The 16684-nt window shown below is 71.8% G+C and carries 17 protein-coding genes; 13 read left to right on the plus strand and 4 right to left on the minus strand.

What is annotated here, in order from left to right:
• Positions 1–3: 3 nt before the first annotated feature.
• The 9 genes from acsA to J3S20_RS26640 all read left to right on the plus strand — a co-directional run bounded on the left by acsA (position 4) and on the right by J3S20_RS26640 (position 10354).
• Complete coding sequence (gene acsA / locus J3S20_RS26600) at positions 4–1815, plus strand: acetate--CoA ligase (RefSeq protein ID WP_216839965.1); 1812 nt, start codon at positions 4–6, stop codon at positions 1813–1815.
• Entirely contained in the window at positions 1812–2798 is a 987-nt protein-coding gene (gene pdhA / locus J3S20_RS26605) for a pyruvate dehydrogenase (acetyl-transferring) E1 component subunit alpha (protein ID WP_216839966.1), read from the plus strand. Before acsA ends, pdhA begins: the two co-directional genes overlap by 4 nt.
• The gene (locus J3S20_RS26610) at positions 2795–3793 is read left to right on the plus strand and encodes an alpha-ketoacid dehydrogenase subunit beta (protein WP_216839967.1); all 999 of its coding nucleotides are present in this window, start codon (positions 2795–2797) and stop codon (positions 3791–3793) included. The genes pdhA and J3S20_RS26610 overlap by 4 nt, the downstream gene beginning before the upstream one ends.
• Complete coding sequence (locus J3S20_RS26615) at positions 3790–4941, plus strand: dihydrolipoamide acetyltransferase family protein (protein WP_216839968.1); 1152 nt, start codon at positions 3790–3792, stop codon at positions 4939–4941. Before J3S20_RS26610 ends, J3S20_RS26615 begins: the two co-directional genes overlap by 4 nt.
• Positions 4938–5183, plus strand: a complete 246-nt coding sequence (locus tag J3S20_RS26620; RefSeq protein ID WP_216839969.1) for an acyl carrier protein — start codon at positions 4938–4940, stop codon at positions 5181–5183. The genes J3S20_RS26615 and J3S20_RS26620 overlap by 4 nt, the downstream gene beginning before the upstream one ends.
• Positions 5184–5672: 489 nt before the next feature.
• Complete coding sequence (locus J3S20_RS26625) at positions 5673–6434, plus strand: ABC transporter ATP-binding protein (RefSeq protein WP_246603304.1); 762 nt, start codon at positions 5673–5675, stop codon at positions 6432–6434.
• A 2-nt stretch (positions 6435–6436) separates the two neighbouring features.
• Entirely contained in the window at positions 6437–8791 is a 2355-nt protein-coding gene (locus tag J3S20_RS26630; protein ID WP_246603321.1) for an ABC transporter permease, read from the plus strand.
• Between the two features lie 2 nt (positions 8792–8793).
• Positions 8794–9990 carry an efflux RND transporter periplasmic adaptor subunit gene (locus J3S20_RS26635; RefSeq protein ID WP_216839971.1) on the plus strand — a complete coding sequence of 399 codons (1197 nt, stop codon included), beginning with the start codon at positions 8794–8796 and terminating at the stop codon, positions 9988–9990.
• 196 nt (positions 9991–10186) lie between these two features.
• Complete coding sequence (locus tag J3S20_RS26640) at positions 10187–10354, plus strand: hypothetical protein (RefSeq protein ID WP_216839972.1); 168 nt, start codon at positions 10187–10189, stop codon at positions 10352–10354.
• 277 nt (positions 10355–10631) lie between these two features.
• Here the strand turns inward: J3S20_RS26640 and J3S20_RS26645 are convergent, their stop codons facing one another.
• From J3S20_RS26645 to J3S20_RS26655, 3 genes are all read right to left on the minus strand, one after another.
• Entirely contained in the window at positions 10632–11294 is a 663-nt protein-coding gene (locus J3S20_RS26645; RefSeq protein ID WP_216839973.1) for a DUF6064 family protein, read from the minus strand.
• Positions 11295–11372: 78 nt separating this feature from the next.
• Positions 11373–11807, minus strand: coding sequence for a hypothetical protein (locus J3S20_RS26650; protein WP_216839974.1), 435 nt, complete (start codon positions 11805–11807; stop codon positions 11373–11375).
• A 33-nt stretch (positions 11808–11840) separates the two neighbouring features.
• Positions 11841–12020 (minus strand): hypothetical protein, encoded by a 180-nt coding sequence (locus J3S20_RS26655; protein WP_216839975.1) that lies wholly within the window; start codon positions 12018–12020, stop codon positions 11841–11843.
• An 874-nt stretch (positions 12021–12894) separates the two neighbouring features.
• Between J3S20_RS26655 and J3S20_RS26660 the strand changes: the two genes are divergently transcribed.
• From J3S20_RS26660 to J3S20_RS26670, 3 genes are read left to right on the plus strand one after another with little or no spacing between them, the layout of a single operon-like run.
• Positions 12895–13176 carry a hypothetical protein gene (locus tag J3S20_RS26660; protein ID WP_216839976.1) on the plus strand — a complete coding sequence of 94 codons (282 nt, stop codon included), beginning with the start codon at positions 12895–12897 and terminating at the stop codon, positions 13174–13176.
• A gap of 21 nt (positions 13177–13197) precedes the next feature.
• Complete coding sequence (locus J3S20_RS26665; RefSeq protein WP_216839977.1) at positions 13198–13641, plus strand: hypothetical protein; 444 nt, start codon at positions 13198–13200, stop codon at positions 13639–13641.
• The gene (locus J3S20_RS26670; protein WP_216839978.1) at positions 13638–16184 is read left to right on the plus strand and encodes a cation-translocating P-type ATPase; all 2547 of its coding nucleotides are present in this window, start codon (positions 13638–13640) and stop codon (positions 16182–16184) included. Before J3S20_RS26665 ends, J3S20_RS26670 begins: the two co-directional genes overlap by 4 nt.
• On the opposite strand, the gene J3S20_RS26675 is transcribed toward J3S20_RS26670, so the two are convergent.
• Positions 16174–16347: a hypothetical protein gene (locus J3S20_RS26675; RefSeq protein WP_216839979.1), complete on the minus strand. Its 174-nt coding sequence runs from the start codon at positions 16345–16347 to the stop codon at positions 16174–16176. The genes J3S20_RS26670 and J3S20_RS26675 overlap by 11 nt on opposite strands.
• 14 nt (positions 16348–16361) lie before the next feature.
• Here J3S20_RS26675 and J3S20_RS26680 point away from each other — a divergent pair, with 14 nt between their 5' ends.
• Complete coding sequence (locus J3S20_RS26680) at positions 16362–16538, plus strand: IS3 family transposase (RefSeq protein ID WP_343215312.1); 177 nt, start codon at positions 16362–16364, stop codon at positions 16536–16538.
• The last annotated feature ends 146 nt before the right edge of the window (positions 16539–16684 follow it).

Here is a 16684-nt window from a genome sequence, read left to right on the forward strand (position 1 = left end):
GCCATGAACCCGCCCGTGCCTTCCCCGTCCGGCAATGCGGCACCGCTTGGCGGGCATGCCCGGATCGTGAAGCCCGTCGCGGGGGGGCGGGTTCCGCCGAACCTCGCCGACTATGCCGCCACCTGTCGTGACTTCAATTGGCCGGCCGCCCGCGCCCTGCTGGACGGGCTGCCGGGCGGGCGCGGCCTCAACATCGCGCATGAGGCGGTTGACCGCCATGCCGCGGGCCCGCGCGCCGACCGCGCTGCGCTGCGCTGGATCGGGCGTGGGCGGCATCGCGTCTTCACCTGGCGTGAGTTGCGTGACGAGACCAATCGCGTCGCCAACATGCTGCAGGTGCTCGGGCTCGAACACGGCGCGCGGGTCTTCGTGCTGGCTGGGCGGATCCCGGAACTCTACCTCGCGGTATTGGGCGCGCTGAAGGCGCGCTGCGTGGTCTGCCCGCTCTTCTCCGCCTTCGGACCGGAGCCGATCGCCATGCGGCTCGAGATCGGCGAGGCCGACCTGCTGATCACCACCGAGGCACTCTACCGCCGCAAGGTGGAGGCGCTGCGCCACCGGCTGCCGCGGCTGCGGCATGTGGTGCTGGTCGGGGAGGCGGGCGCCACGACCGAGCTGCCCGGCACGCTCGACTGGCAGCGCCTGATGCAGGCAGCGGGCACGGCGTTCACCATCCCGCCCACCGACCCCGAGGACATGGCGCTTCTGCACTTCACCAGCGGCACGACCGGCCGGCCCAAGGGCGCCGTTCATGCGCATCAGGCGGTGGTGATGCACCATGTCACCGGCCGCTACGCGCTGGACCTCCACCCTGACGACATCTTCTGGTGCACCGCCGATCCCGGCTGGGTCACCGGCACCAGCTACGGGATCATCGCGCCGCTGACCAACGGCGTGACCAATCTGGTGGTGGAGGCCGAGTTCGACGCCGAGACCTGGTACGAGGTGCTGGAGCGCGAGCGCGTCAGCGTCTGGTACACGGCGCCGACTGCAATCCGCATGATGATGAAGCTCGGTCGCGCGGCGCTGGCTGGCCGCGACCTCTCGGCACTGCGCTTCATGGCGAGCGTCGGCGAGCCGCTGAACCCCGAGGCGGTGCTCTGGGGCGTCGAGGCTTTCGGCATGCCTTTCCACGACAATTGGTGGCAGACCGAGACAGGCGGCATCATGATCGCCAATTACGCGGCGATGGATGTGAAGCCCGGCTCGATGGGCCGGCCGCTGCCCGGCATCACAGCCGCCATCCTGCGCCGCGACGAAGCCGGCGGGGTCGACGAGGTAACGCGGCCGATGATCGAGGGCGAGCTGGCGCTGAAGGCCGGTTGGCCCTCGATGATGCGCGGCTACCTCCGGGAGGAGGCGCGCTACCGCAAATGCTTCGCGGGCGAATGGTACCTCACCGGCGACCTCGCGATGCGAGACGAGGATGGCTATTTCTGGTTCATCGGGCGCGCCGACGATGTCATCAAATCCTCTGGCCACCTGATCGGCCCCTTCGAGGTCGAGAGCGCCCTCATGGAGCATCCGGCGGTGGCGGAGGCCGCCGTGATCGGCAAGCCCGATCCGATCGCCGGCGAGATCGTCAAGGCCTTCGTCGCGCTGAAGCCGGGCCATGAGGCGAACGAGGCGATGCGCCGCCAATTGCTCGGCCATGCGCGCACGCGGCTCGGCGCCGCCGTGGCGCCGAAGGAAATCGACTTCCGCGCCAACCTGCCCAGGACACGCAGCGGCAAGATCATGCGCCGGCTGCTGAAGGCCCGCGAGCTTGGCCTGCCCGAGGGCGACATCTCCACCCTCGAAAGCGACGAGCGATGAGCACGAAGGTCCATCTCGACCGTGCGCACGGTCTGCTTCTGCTGCACCAGATGCTGCGGATACGCCGCTTCGAGGCGAAGTGCGCTGAGCTCTACCAGGCGCAGAAGATCCGCGGCTTCCTGCATCTCTATGACGGGCAGGAAGCCGTCTCGGTCGGCGTGATGCAGGCGCTCGGCCCGGCGGACGCGATCGTCGGCACATATCGCGAGCATGGCCAGGCGCTCGCCCGCGGCGTGCCGATGGGCCCGCTGTTGGCCGAGATGTTCGGCAAGCTGGAAGGCTGCTGCCGCGGACGCGGCGGCTCGATGCACATCTTCGATCGGGCGCGGCGCTTCCTCGGCGGCAACGCCATTGTCGGCGGGGCGATTCCGCTCGCGCTTGGCGTCGCGCTGGCCGATCGAATGCAGGACCGCCCTGCGGTGAGCGCCTGCTTCTTCGGCGAGGGCGCGGCCGATGAGGGCGAGTTCCACGAGAGCATGAACCTCGCCGCCCTCTGGCGCCTGCCGGTGCTCTTCGTCTGCGAGAACAACCTCTACTCGATGGGCACGCCGGTTGGGATCGCGGAGGCGGAAACTGCCATCTGGCACAAGGCCGCCGCCTACCGCATGGCGGGTGAGGCGGTGGACGGCATGGACCCGGTGGCGGTGGAGGTCGCCGCCCGCCGCGCGGTTGAACGCATCCGCGCCGAGTGCGCGCCCTACCTGCTGGAATGCCGCACCTACCGCTTCCGCGCGCATTCGATGTTCGACGCGCAGCTCTACCGCACCAAGGAGGAGATCGAGGCCTGGCGCGCGAAGGATCCGATCCTGCGCTTCCGCGACTGGCTGGAGCGCGCCGGCCACCTGCATTCCGGCGATATGGCGCGCCTGGAGACGGAGGTGGAGGCGGAGGTCGCCGCCGCCGTCGCCTTCGCCGAGGCCGGCACCCTGGAGCCGGTCGAGGATCTTGAGCGCTTCGTGACCATGGAGGAGGTGCCGCAATGAGCACCACCGCGCCGCCGCGCACCACCTATCGCGAGGCCTGCCGCCAGGCGATCCGCGCGGCCATCCTCGCCGATCCGCGCGTCTTCCTGATGGGCGAGGATGTCGGCCGCTACGGCGGCTGCTACGCGGTGACCAAGGGCCTGCTGGAGGAGCTGGGCGAGGCACGGATCCGCGATACTCCGCTTTCCGAAAGCGCCTTCGTCGGCGCGGGCATCGGCGCGGCGATCGCCGGGATGCGCCCGATCGTCGAGGTCATGACCTGCAATTTCAGCCTGCTCGCGCTCGACCAGATCATGAACAACGCCGCGACCATCCCGCACATGTCGGGCGGCCAGTTCGCCGTGCCGCTGGTGATCCGCATGGCGACCGGTGCCGGCCGCCAACTGGCGGCGCAGCACTCGCACAGCCTGGAGGGCTGGTACGCGCACATCCCCGGCCTGCGCATCCTGGCGCCAGCGACCATTGAGGATGCGCGCCACATGCTGGCCGCCGCGCTGGACGACCCCAACCCCGTTCTGATCTTCGAGCACATCATGCTGTACAACATGGAGGGCGAGCTCGATCCCGCCGTGCAGGGCGTGGACATCGCGAAGGCGCGGCTGCGCCGGCCCGGCCACGACGTTACGCTGGTCACTTATGGCGGCAGCCTATTCAAGACGATGGCGGCCGCCGAGACGCTGGCCGCGGAAGGCATCGAGGCGGAGGTGATAGACCTGCGCGTGCTCCGTCCGCTGGACACCGCGACCATCATCGAGAGTGTCGGCCGCACCCGCCGGGTGGTGATCGTGGATGAGGGCTGGCGCGCCGGCTCGCTTGCTGCCGAGGTGGCGATGCGCATCATGGAGGAAGCCTTCTTCGAGCTGGACGCGCCGATCCGCCGCGTCTGCTCGCGAGAGGTCCCGATCCCCTACGCCGCCCATCTGGAACAGGCGGCCCTGCCGCAGCCGGAGACGATCGCCGCCGCGGCGCGCGGGCTGGTGAGGCCGTCAGCATGAACGACTTCCGCATGCCCTCGCTCGGCGCGGACATGGAGGCCGGCACGCTTGTCGAGTGGAAGGTCGCGCCCGGCGACCGGGTCCGCCGGGGCGACATCGTCGCCGTTGTGGAGACGCAGAAGGGCGCGATCGAGATCGAGATCTTCGAGGACGGCGTGGTGCGGGAACTTGCCGTCGCGCCGGGCAGCCTCGTGCCGGTCGGCGCGCTGCTCGCAAGGCTGGAGGGGCAGGCGGAGGCGACGGACGCCGCGCCCGCGCCCGCGCCCGCGCCCGCGCCCACCCCGCCGCCGGCGCCCGCGCCGCCCGCTTCCATGGCCCCTGCAAGCCTGGAGCCGCCCGCGCGCCCGCGCGTGACGCCGGCCGCGCGCCGCCGCGCCGCCGAGCTCGGCCTGACGCTGGAAGGGCTGCACGGCACCGGCGTGGCGGGCGCGATCTGCCTCGCGGACCTGCCGCAGGCGCGGCCGCTCCGGGCTGGTGGGTTCGAGCCGCTCGGGATGCGCAGGGCGATCGCCGCCGCCATGGGCCGCTCCAAGCGCGAGATCCCGCACTACTACCTGGGCCAGAGCGTGGACCTCTCGCCGACGCTGGATTGGCTCGAACGGCTCAATGCCGGGCGAGGGCCGTCCCAGCGGCTCCTGCCGGCGGTCCTGATGCTGCGCGCCGCGGCGCTTGCGGTGGCCGGGAGCCCCGAGCTGAACGGCTTCTGGAAGGAGGAGGGCTTTCGTCCAGGCGAGGGAGTGCATGTCGGCTGGGCGGTGGCGTTGCGCGGCGGCGGGTTGGTCGCGCCGGCGATCCACCATGCCGACCGGCTGCCGCTCGATGCGCTAATGGCCGCGATGCGCGACCTCGTGACGCGCGCGCGCAGCGGTGGGCTGCGCGGCTCGGAACTGACGGACGCGACCATCACCATCACAAGCCTCGGCGACCGTGGCGCCGAGAGCGTGCTGCCGATCATCCACCCGCCGCAGGTAGCGATCCTGGGTTTCGGCCGGGTGGCCGAGCGCCCCTGGGTGGTGGATGGGGCGGTGGTGCCGCGCCGGATCGTGCAGATCACCTTGGCCGGCGACCACCGCGCCTCGGACGGCCATCGCGGCGGGCTGCTGCTGGCCCGTATCGAGGCGCTGCTGCAGAAGCCGGAGGCATTATGACGCGGGACGAAATTCTGGCGCTGGTCGCCGACATCCTGGGCGGCATCGCACCGGAAGCCGATATCGCGACGGTTCCGGGCGATGCGGACCTGCGCGATGCGCTGGACCTGGATTCCATGGACATCCTGAACTTCGTCGCCGCCTTGCACGAGCGAACCCGACGCCCCATTCCCGAGGCGGACACGCCGCGGCTGGTGACCCTGAATGGCGTGGTCGCCTACTTCCAGACTGCCGGGCCCTGACGCGGAGCGTGCCATGCCCATGCACCGGACTGCGCGGTCGCATGAGGGCTTCGACACGCGGCCGCCCCGAGCCGGCCGCGGGAGGCCTGCGGCAGCCATGTCCGGCACTCTACCTGCCGGGCGCCTTCATCCTGGCAGACCTGGCCGAGTTCGTCTGGTCCGCGAGCCAGCAAGGCGCGACGCCGGCCCAGCCGAAATCCTGCAATGCTTCAGCGTCACACCGCGACGCCGTCGTGCCCGCCGGTATCAAGGCCCCGCGGCCCCGCCGACATGGTCCCCGTCGCCCCGCCCGCGCCCGCCGCAGCTGGCTCCAATCCGCTCGTCGGGCTCGTCCCGCATCTCGCGGTTCGAAGACCAGGCGCGCCTTCGGCCTGAACCATGGCTGGATCTGACGATGGCCACGCCGACGCGACTGCGCGGTAGCCGCCGCACATCCGACGGGAATTCTCGCCGCGCGTCAGTAAAGCGTGGCAAGCTGCCGCCGCCCCGATGACGAGGATGGATGGCGCAGTGCCCTCGGCCGGCGATCCCCCTGCAACCGGCGGCGCGCCGCCGATCTTCGTCGCGCGCGCGCTCTGCAAGAGCTATGGCAGCGGCGAGGCCGCCGTGCATGCGCTGCGCGACCTCGACCTCGACATCCTGCAGGGCGAGTTCGTGGTCCTGATCGGCCCCTCCGGATCCGGCAAGTCGACCCTGCTGAACATCCTCGGCGGGCTCGACACGCCGAGTTCCGGCCGCGCGGCCTGGCGCGACCATGAGCTGGCCGGGGCGGACGAGGCGGCGCTGACCGCCTATCGCCGCGAGCATGTCGGCTTCGTCTTCCAATCCTACAACCTGATCCCGAGCCTGACCGCGCGCGAGAATGTCGAGCTGGTGGCCGAGATCGCGCGTGACCCGATGCGCGCCGAGGAGGCGCTGGCGCTGGTCGGCCTTTCGCACCGGCTCGGGCATTTCCCCGGCCAGCTCTCGGGTGGCGAGCAGCAGCGTGTCGCGGTTGCGCGCGCCATCGTGAAGCGTCCGGACGCGCTGCTCTGCGACGAACCGACCGGCGCGCTCGACGTCGAGACCGGCAAGCTCGTGCTCTCGGCCATCTCGCGGGCCAACCGCGAGGTGGGCGCGACGACGGTGGTCATCACCCACAATGCGGCGATCGCGGGTATGGCCGACCGTGTGCTGCACATGGGGGGCGGGCGCATCGTGGCGATCGAGGCCAACCGCCGGCGCCTATCGCCCGAGGAGCTGGTCTGGTGAGCATGCTGGACCGCAAGATGCTGCGCGACGTCCTGGCGCTGCGCGGCCAGGTCCTCACCATCGCGCTGCTCATCGGCGCCGGCGTCGCGGTGCTGGTGATGTCGGTCGGCACCTTCCTCTCACTGCGTGGGGCGCAGCAGACCTTCTATGCGCAGAGCCACTTCGCCGAGGTGTTTGCCGAGGTGAAGCGGGCACCACGCACGCTGCTGCCGCAGATCGCCGAGATCCCGGGCGTGGCTATCGTCGAGGGGCGCGTGACCGGCGAGGCGCGCGTGGACTGGCCGGGTGCTGAGGTGCCGGTCGCCGGCCGCATTGTCTCCCTGCCCTTGGCCGGCGGGCAACCGGCGTTGAACAGGCTGCGGCTGCTGGTCGGACGCCTGCCGGAGCCGACACGGCACGAGGAGGCGGTGATCCACGCCGCCTTCGCGGAAGCCCGGCGCGTGCGTCCGGGGGAGGAGATCGCCGTGATCCTGAACGGAAGGCGCCAGAGCTTCCGCATTGTCGGCATCGCCCATTCGCCGGAATTCGTCTTCACCTCCCGCCCCGGCAGCCCGCTGCCGGACGACCGCGGCTATGTGCTGCTGTTCGTCAACGAGACTGCGGTGGCACGCGCCTTCGACATGCAGGGTGCCTTCAGCGAGCTGGTGCTGACGCTGGCCCCAGGTGCCTCGGAACCCGCGGTGATCGCCGAGCTGGACCGGCTGCTGCAGCCCTGGGGCGGCCGCGGCGCCCATGGCCGGCGCGACCAGCCCTCCCACCGCTTCCTCGAGGATGAACTGGCCGAGCAGCGCACCTTGGCGGTGACCGTGCCGCTGATCTTCTTCGGCATCGCCGCCTTCCTGCTCAACGTGGTGCTCGGCCGGATGGTGGAGGCGCAGCGCGAGCAGGTGGCTGCGCTGAAGGCGCTCGGCTATCCATCGTTCCCGATCGCGGCGCATTACGCGAAGTTCGTCGCCGTGGTCTGCGGGCTCGGCGCGGCGCTTGGCGTCGCGGCTGGCGCCTGGATGGGCGAGGGGATGCTCGGCAACTACCGCCCCTTCTTCCGCTTCCCCGAGATGCCCTATCTGCTGCCGGCCTGGCTGCCGCTGCTGGCGGCGGCGGCAAGCTTCGCCTTCGCGCTGCTCGGCGTGCTGGCGGCGCTGCGGCGGATCCTGCGCCTGCCCGCCGCCGAGGGGTTGCGCCCGCCGCGCCCGGCCGCGCTCGGCGCCGGGGCGCTCGGCAGCGTCGGCGGCAGGCTCAGCGCCCGGGCGAAGATCCCGCTGCGCGGCCTGCTCGGCCGCCCGATCCGCACCGGTCTCACCATGCTTGGCATCGCGCTGGCGGTGCCGATGGTGGTGCTCGGCCTGTTCTGGTGGGACGCGCTGGACAGCATGGTCGCGCTGCAATTCGACCGGATCGAGCGCGGCGACGCCTTCGTGGCGCTGACCGACCCGCGGCCCGCCCGCGCCGTGCGGGAGATGGCGCGCCTGCCCGGCGTGCTCGCCGTCGAGGGCCAGCGCATCGTGCCGGTGCGGCTGCGCGCGGCGCAGCGCAGCCACCTGCTCGCCCTGAGCGGCCTGCCGGAGGGGGCCACGCTGCGGGTGCCGCGCGACGCCGACCTCCGCCCGGTGCAGATCCCGCGGGAGGGGGTGGCGCTCAGCCGCCGGCTGGCCGAGCGGCTCGGCGTGCGGGAGGGCGACCGGGTGCAGGTCGAGGTGCTGGAAGGCGCGCGCCGCAGCCACGACCTGCCCGTGGTGGCGCTGGTCGAGGACATCATCGGACTCACCGCCCTGATGGAGATCGGCGCGCTCAACCGGCTGCTGCGCGAGGATGATCTGATCTCGCATGTCGCGCTGCGCGTGGACCCCCTCGCGGCGCAGGCGCTGTGGCAGCTTCTGGCGGAGCGGCCGCGCGTCGCGGCCACCAGCGTGAAGGCGGTGTGGCTGCGGGTGTTCGACGAGGTGATCGCCCGCATGGTGCTGACCAGCGCGGTAATCCTGACCGGCTTCGGGATCATCATCGCGGTCGGCGTGGTGTACAACAGCGCCCGCGTGGCGCTGCAGGAGCGGGGCTGGGAGATGGCGAGCCTGAGGGTCCTCGGCTTCACGCGGCAGGAGGTGGCGCGCCTCCTGCTGGGCGAACTGGCGGTCGCGGTCCTGATCGCGGTGCCGCTCGGCCTGGCGCTGGCGCAGGGCTTCGTCGCGCTGATACTCGGCGCACGCAACAATGAGAGCTTCGACATCCCGGCGACGATCAGCCCGGCGACCTTCGCCACGGCGGCCCTAGTGGTGCTGGGCGCCGCGGCGGCCAGCGCCATTGTCGTGCGGCGGAGGATCGACCGGCTCGACCTCGTCGCCGCCCTGAAGGCGAGGGAGTGAGGATGCGGAAACTGCTCCGCCGCGCGCTGCTCGCGCTGTTCCTGCTGCTCGCCGCGGGCGGCGGCCTGTTCCTGGCCTTCCGCCCGGTGCCGGTGCCTGTCGAGACGGAGACGGTCACGCGCGGCCGCTTCGAGGCCGTGGTGGAGGAGGATGGACGCACCCGGGTCCGCGCACGCTACATCCTGTCGGCTCCCGTCGCCGGGCGGGTCATGCGGCTCGGCCTGCGCGCCGGCGACACGGTGGCGCGGGACAGCCTGGTGGCGGAGATTCTGGCCGCGCCCTCGGCACTGCTCGCCCCCCGCGCGCGACGCGAGGCGGAGGAGCGCGTCGGCGTGGCGGAGGCCATGCTGCAGCAGGCCAGCATCCTGGTGGAGCGGGCCGCCGCCCAGCAGGTCCAGGCCGAGGCGGACGCCGCAAGGATGCGCGCCCTGCAGGCACGCGGCGCGGCGCCGTTGCAGCAGCTTGAGCGCGCCGAACTGGCGGAGCGAACGGCCGCGCGGGACATGCTGGCGGCCGAACGCAGCCGCCACGCGGCCGAGCACGAGCTGGACCAGGCGCGCGCCCTGCTCGCCTCCGCCGATGTGCCGCCGGATTTCCCAGAGCGCCACGAGGTGCGCGCGCCGGTGGCCGGGCGCGTGCTGCGCGTGCTCCAGGAGAGCGAGGCGGTGGTCGCCACTGGCACGCCGCTGCTCGAACTCGGCGACCCGGCGGAGCTGGAGGTTGTGGTGGACGTTCTGACCATCGAGGCGGTCGGCATCGCCCCGGGCGCCCGGGTGATCATCGAGCGCTGGGGTGGGCCGGAGCCCCTGGAGGGCCGCGTCCGGCTGGTCGAGCCGGGAGCCTTCACCCGGGTCTCCGCCCTTGGCGTCGAGGAGCAGCGGGTGTGGGTGGTGATCGACCTGCTGGACCCGCAAGAGCGCCGGGCCGCGCTCGGCGACGGGTTCCGCGTGGATGCGCGGATCACGGTGGAAGCGGTGGACGACGCTCTGCTGGCACCGGTGAGCGCGCTGTTCCGGCGCGGCGAGGGCTGGGCCGTCTTCGTCGTGCAGGATGGGAGGGCGCGCGAGCGCCCGGTCGAGGTCGCCAGGCGCGGCGCCCGCAGTGCCATGATCGCCGCCGGCCTCGCAGCCGGGGAGAGCGTGGTGCTGTTTCCGCCGAGCTCGTTGCGTGAGGGGACGCGCATCGCCCGGGCGCAATAGGCCGCGTTCGCGCTGCTGCTCGAGATCGACCGGGCGCACCGCGAGCGTGCCGGACGCGACGAACTGCGGCGCATCGCGCCGAAGGGCTTCAATCCCTCCGGCGCGGCCTCGCTGCCCGTATTGCACACGCGCTGAGGCGACTGGCACCTCACCGCGCTGCGCTCCAACACCGCGCTCGCCCACCGGCCGGGGCAAGGTGGAGGACTGGATCGTCATCTACTTCCACCGCGAGGATAGGCCCGAAGGCCGCCGCACTGTCGTGACCGAGACGCGCGGCGCGATGCGCGGGCGGCGCGTGGTGCGCGGGCGCGAAGCCGAATGCGATGCCGCAATACCGCGCATGGGGACGACGGATGCATCATGACGCGCGATGCGGATCGCCGCGCCCGCATCCGAGCCGCCATCGGGTCCGCGCCGCGCATGCGCCCCGCCGGCGGTTCGATCCGTCTCGCCTGCTCGGCCGCAGCCTGGCAGAGCGCAACGGTCTCCCGCTGTCGAGCGGCCAGGGTTTCGGTACGCCGGCCTGGCCAACGCCGGTCTCCTCCGCCCAGCGGTCTGTCCGAACAACCGCATGCGCGTCACAGCGCGCATCGTCAGCGCCGCGAAGATGGACCTCGCTTCCGTGCCGCTCCGGGTGCAGGTCACGAAGAGGCGCTTGCCCTGACCAGCATCTGCCGCCTGCCGAGGACCAGGAAGGCCGTTGCAGGGAGCCCGCCCAAGAGCAGCAGCCAATCCTGCGGTACCGCCAGCAGCACGGCCGCCGAGCCACCGATGACCGCCCACAGCGCCGGGATCACCAGCAGCCACCACGGAACGGGTGCGGACGTCAGCAAGAGCATTCCGAAGGTGAAGATCGTCAACGGGCAGGGCGTGACGCCGAAGGCCGGGATCTCCGCCCAGGGATGCCCGATGAAGCGGCCGAGTAGCGGATAGAGCACGGCCGAACAGATGATCAGGAGCAGGCCGAAGAAACGCTGAATGCCGGCCACGCACGGTGCGAATACCAAGTCACGGCCCCGCGCCGAGGCGGCAACGAAGGCGGTGCCCTGCACGAGGAAGGCCACTCCGAACAGCCACGCCGCCCGGTTGATCGCGGTGAAGTGCAGCAGGTGGTATGCCACGCCCGTCCAAAGCCACATCGCAGCCAGCACCGCCGCAACCACTTGGCCGGCCAGTGCTCCACCGCGCAGCGCGAACACCAGCGAACCGATGCCGAGTGCGTATGCGGCGAGTTGCGCCGGCCAGATGCCAGCGTTGTAGGACGCGAAAAGCCCGAAGAACTGCACAGTGGTGAAGGGCACCATGCCGGAGCACACCCTCGGGGCCAAGAAGCCGGAGGCTGCGCCGATTGCCCGACCCTGGGCATGATCTGCGTCAAGGGATCAGCACGGCCACTGCGGATATCGATCGTCAATGACCTCGGCATGACGGCGGCCGGTCGCGGGATGTGGGTGCTTCGGCGCGACGCCGACATGATCGTGGTCCACGCCCGCCGGGTCATACCGCGACCAGAGTGCCGCCATCGCGCCGAACTCCGCCATTGCCAGCGAAGTCATCACCAGAAAAGCGGGCCCGAGCCCGATCGTCGCGGCGGGTCTGACGGCAAGGCAACCACGGAGCGGAAGGTCCGGGCGCCCGCCTTTCCGAATTTCCGGCCTCCGTAAGTGGTGGCTTGGTGTTTCGATCGTGAGACGGCGCGCCAGCATGGCTGAAGTGCCGTCCTGCTGAACAAGGCCGCGCACGGCGGCGCTGGCATGAGCGTAATGGCGGCCATGGTTATTCCCGGCTGCGCGGACTCGTTCCAGGCCGCGTGACACGCCGTTTTCTGGCGCAGATCACCGTGCAGCGCCTCATGTCCCACCGATCACGGCTTCATCGTCCGACAGCCCTCGAACAGCCTCGGCCGGCAGGTCCGCGATGTCGTAGCCGTTCGTCGGGTGCCGGATGGTGTTGCTCGTCACGGCCCTGGCTTCGCCGCTCTCCCGCAACGCGGCCCCGGCCTGGCGCAGCCGCAGCACGGTCTCCGCCATGCCAGCAGGATGCGCGCAGCCGGCGTATGGGGTAGGTACTTCGATCCCGTGACCGTTCCGACGCCGCCCAGAAACGTCAGAATGGTACCTTCCTGCGCCTGCCGCCTCCGTTGCCGCCGCGGCCGGGTCATGCGGCGGCCATCCGGCTTCGCCCGGCTATTCCGAGTCTGCCCATTCCACGTCGGCCCGTTCCAGGTCTGCCGCGGCCCTTGCGTTGCCGGGGAAAGACCAAGAGCTGGAGGTGCATCCGCCTGTCTCACTGCCACCGCGGCCCTGCCATGCTGCTGCACCTAGGGGCGAGCATCCGCATGTCAGCTTGCCAGCCGCTCCACCATAGCGGAAGGCCGGCACACCCGGCCGCACCTGCCTTGATGCCGAAGCCGCCCGCTGCACATTCGATGTCGCAACCCGAAACGGGCGGCGTATGATGCTGCCGGCCGGGCAGCCAGGGAGTGCGTGATGCCGCACCGCGGGCGTTTCATCCAACCCGCCGTCGTCGCGGGCCTTGTCTCGCGGTCCAGGCCGCACCGGCCTTCGACCTGCACGCGACCCCGCGCTCCGACGGCCGGCGGTAGGGTGTGGAGCGTCATCGCGCGCCGACCGACACGGGTCTCGCCCTTGTTCCGGGCCATTCCCGGGTGCCAGAGCACGCGCACCCAATTCAACGGCGCGCCGCGCTCGAGGCGACCGTGGCCGACGATACCATGGCAATGTCGCTGCTGACCGAACGCCAGCGCATCGAGCGCGCCGTGGAACACGTCCTGGCGGGCAACATCGCGCAGATGACGGATCCGGCGTTCATGCGCGAGATGAACGCCGGATCCGCTTCTCCGAGTACGCGGCTGTCGCGCCTCGCGGCGGACTGTTCGCGGCCTTGTCCGGCAACCCCACCCTGCCTGACTCGCTCGGGCGCTTCGCCCTCGACCTCGTCGTCGCGGCGCGGCGTGAGAGCGCAAGGCTGGCCGCGCCTATCCGCTCCTCCGGCGGCGTGGCGGTGTTTGTGCCGCGGGCCGACGACCCCGCCCACTGGGTGGAGGCCGGCCGCGCCTGCCGGCGTTGGGGCACCGGCGGCCGCCGCCCCAGCCGGGCGCTCATCGGCCAGGGACCGGCGCTGCCGCCCTCGCTCCGCCGGCCCGTCAGACAGGTCCTGGCATGACGCCGCCGGGGCGCGCCTTTCGTGACCGCGGCGCTGCAGGCCGGCTTCTGCTACTTCGCTGTGGCCTTCGCGGTCGGCTTCGTGCTCGGCACCCTCCGGGTTCTCGCCATCGCGCCCACGCTTGGCGAGGTTGCGTCCGTGGCGCTCGAGCTGCCCGCAATGCTGGCGGTCTCCTGGGTCGCGTGCCGGTGGCTTGTTCGCCGCTTCGCGGTGCCGGCCCGCCCGGGTCCACGCCTCGCCATGGGCAGCATCGCCTTCGCGCTGCTGATGCTGGCCGAGCTCGGCGTGTCGATCTTCGCCTTCGGCCGCTCCGCGGCGGAGCATGTCGCCACCTACCGCAATGCCGCGGCGCAGCTTGGGCTGGCTGCCCAGCTTGGCTTCGCGCTACTGCCGCTCGGCCAGGCCCTGCTGCGGCGCTTCGCGCTGCTGCCGCTCGGCCAGGCCCTGCTGCGGCGAGCGCGATGAACGGCGACGTTGTGGAGCCAGCGCCCCCCCTGAACGGGCTGAGCAGCGTGGAGGCGAGGGCGCGCCTGATCCGCGACGGGCCCAACGAGTTGCCGCACGGTGGGCGGCGATCGGTGCTGCGCATCGTGCTCGACACGGCGCGCGAGCCGATGTTCGCGCTGCTGCTCGGCGCGGGCGTGCTCTACGCGATGCTGGGTGAGCCGGCCGAGGCAGCGCTGCTGATCGGCTTTGCCGGTCTCTCCGTCACCATCGCCGTGGTGCAGGAAGCCCGGGCCGAGCGCGCGCTCGACGCGTTGCGCGACCTGTCCAGCCCGCGCGCCCTGGTGCTGCGCGATGGCGAACGCCGCCGCATCCCGGGCCGCGAGGTCGTCGTCGGCGACCTGCTCTTGCTCGCCGAGGGCGACCGCGTGGCCGCCGATGCGATGCTGCTGCGGGCGACGGCGCTGGAGGCGGACGAATCCCTCCTTACCGGCGAATCCCTGCCCACCCGCAAGGCGCCTGTCCCGGCAGGCGCACCGCCGCCTGACGACAATGCCCATCTGGTGCATTCCGGCACGGTGATCGTGCGTGGCGAGGGGCTGGCCCGGGTGGCCGCGACCGGGGCCGCGAGCGAGCTTGGCCGGATCGGTCGGGCGCTCGGCGGCATCGAGCGCGAACCGCCGCGGCTGCGCGTGGAAACGACGCGGCTCGTGCGCATCGTCGCCGCCCTCGGCATCGCGATCAGCCTGCTGGCGGCGCTGCTCTACGGCCTGGTGCTTGGCGACTGGGTGGAGGCGGCACTCGGCGGTATCGCTCTGGCAATGGCGATGCTGCCGGAGGAGTTCCCGCTGGTGCTCACCGTGTTCACCGTCATGGGCGCGCGGCGCATCGCGCGGGTGGGCGTTCTCACGCGCAGCGCGGCCGCGATCGAGACGCTTGGTGCAACGACGGTGCTCTGCACCGACAAGACGGGTACGCTGACGCAGAACCGCATGGCAGTGGCCGAGATACGGGAGGCCGGCGGCGCGGCGCTGCGGCTCGAGGCGGGGGCGACCGGGAGCAGTCTGCCCGCCTGGACCGCATCACTCGCGACGCTGGCCGCACGGGCGAGCGGGGATGCGGCATTCGACCCGATGGAGCGTGCCCTGCACGACCTGGCCACGGCGGGCATCGCGACGGGGGGCGCTGGTATCGCCTTGCGGGAGTACCCGCTTGAGACGGGCCGGCCGGCGATGGGGCGTCTGTGGCTCTCGGAAAGGGGGGAGGGCGGGACGGTCCTGGCCGTGAAGGGGGCGCCGGAGGCGGTCGTGCGCCTGTGCCGCCTCCCACCCACGGCAGCCGGCGCGGCAATGGCCGCGGCGGCGGAGATGGCGGGCCAGGGGCTGCGCGTGTTGGCCCTCGCCGAGGCGCGGCTCGCGCCCGGCGAGCCCCCGCCCATGAAGCTGGAGGAGGCAGCGCTCACATTCCGCGGCCTCGTCGCTCTGGCGGACCCACTGCGGCCTTCGGTGCCGGAGGCCGTGCGGCTATGCCGCAGTGCCGGCATCCGCATCGTGATGATCACCGGCGACCACCCTGCCACCGCGGCTGCCATCGCCGGCGCGGCCGGGCTGGACGCGGCGCCGCTGGCCACGGGGCCGGAGATCGCCGCCCTCGACGATGCCGCCTTCGCCGCCCGCGTGCGGGACATTGCGGTCTTCGCGCGGATCCGGCCCGAGCAGAAGCTGCGCATCGTCGAGGCGCTGAAGGCGGCAGGCGAGATCGTGGCGATGACCGGCGACGGGGTGAATGACGCGCCGGCCCTGAAGGCGGCCCACATCGGCGTGGCGATGGGCCAGCGCGGCACGGATGTGGCGCGCGAGGCGGCCGCGGTGGTCCTGCTCGATGACGATTTCGGCGATATCGTGCGGACGGTCGGCGCGGGGCGGCGAATCTTCGACAACCTGCGCAAGGCCATGAGCTTCGTTCTGGCGGTCCACCTGCCGACCGCGGGCCTGGCCTTCCTGCCACTGCTGCTTGGCCTGCCGCCGCTGCTCGGGCCGGTCCACATCGCTTTCCTCGAACTGGTGATCGACCCGGTCTGCTCGCTGGCCTTCGAGGCCGAGCCCCAGGAGGCGGAGGCGATGGCCCGGCCGCCGCGCGATCCGTCCTCGCCCTTGCTCTCCGGCCGCCTGCTGGCCTGGAGCGTCGTGCAGGGCCTCGTGGCCTTGGCCGCACCGGGCGGCGTCTATGTCGCTTTCGCCTGGCAGGGCATGCCGCAGGACGAATTGCGCTCGCTTGTCTTCGCGACGCTGGTGCTGACCGCGGTGGCGCTGACGCTGGTGAACAGGACGTTCTCAGCCTCACCGCTGGCGGGGTTGCGCCGCCCGAACCCCACCCTTGTCGCGGTGCTGTTCGGGGCGGCCGCCATACTCGCCGGCGCGCTGCTGACCCCACTGTCAGCCCTGTTCCGCTTCGGCCCGCTGCACCCTGCTGACCTGGCCATGGCGATCGGTGCGGCCCTCGCCGTATTGCTCACGCTCGAGGCGCTGAAGCCGGCGATCGCTTCGCGCGCCCTCACGCATTGATCACGCGCCCGGCCTCGAGACGTTCTAGAACGTCGTTGACGCACGACAACGGGCCGGTCGTCGTCGTGGCCCGGACCTTGCCTTCCGCGGCGGAAGCAATCGCCCCGGCGAGATCGCGCCGCGTGCCGGCGATGGAACCCCGGACAGTGATGCGCTTCAGCACCTGACGATGTCGCACTGAGCGAGGCCTTGGTGTCGCTGGCGGCGAAGCATGGCCGCTACGGCCATCGCCGCATCACCGCGTTGCTGCGGGCCGAGCGCTGGCGGGTGAGCGCCAAGCGTTTGGATCGCATCTGGCAGCGCGAGGGGCCCAAGGCGCCGCGGCGGCAGCCGAAGCCGGGCGGCCGTGGCTGAACGATGGCTGTTGCGTGCGTCTGTGGCCATGCTGGACGGGACATGGCTGGGCGTATGACTTCGTCCAGGACCGGACGCATGGCGGCAGGCGGTTCCGCATGCTGACGGTGATCGACGCGTACACGCGGGAGTGCCTGGCGATCGTG

This window comes from Falsiroseomonas tokyonensis, assembly GCF_019024325.1.
Classification (GTDB): Bacteria; Pseudomonadota; Alphaproteobacteria; order Acetobacterales; family Acetobacteraceae; genus Falsiroseomonas; species Falsiroseomonas tokyonensis.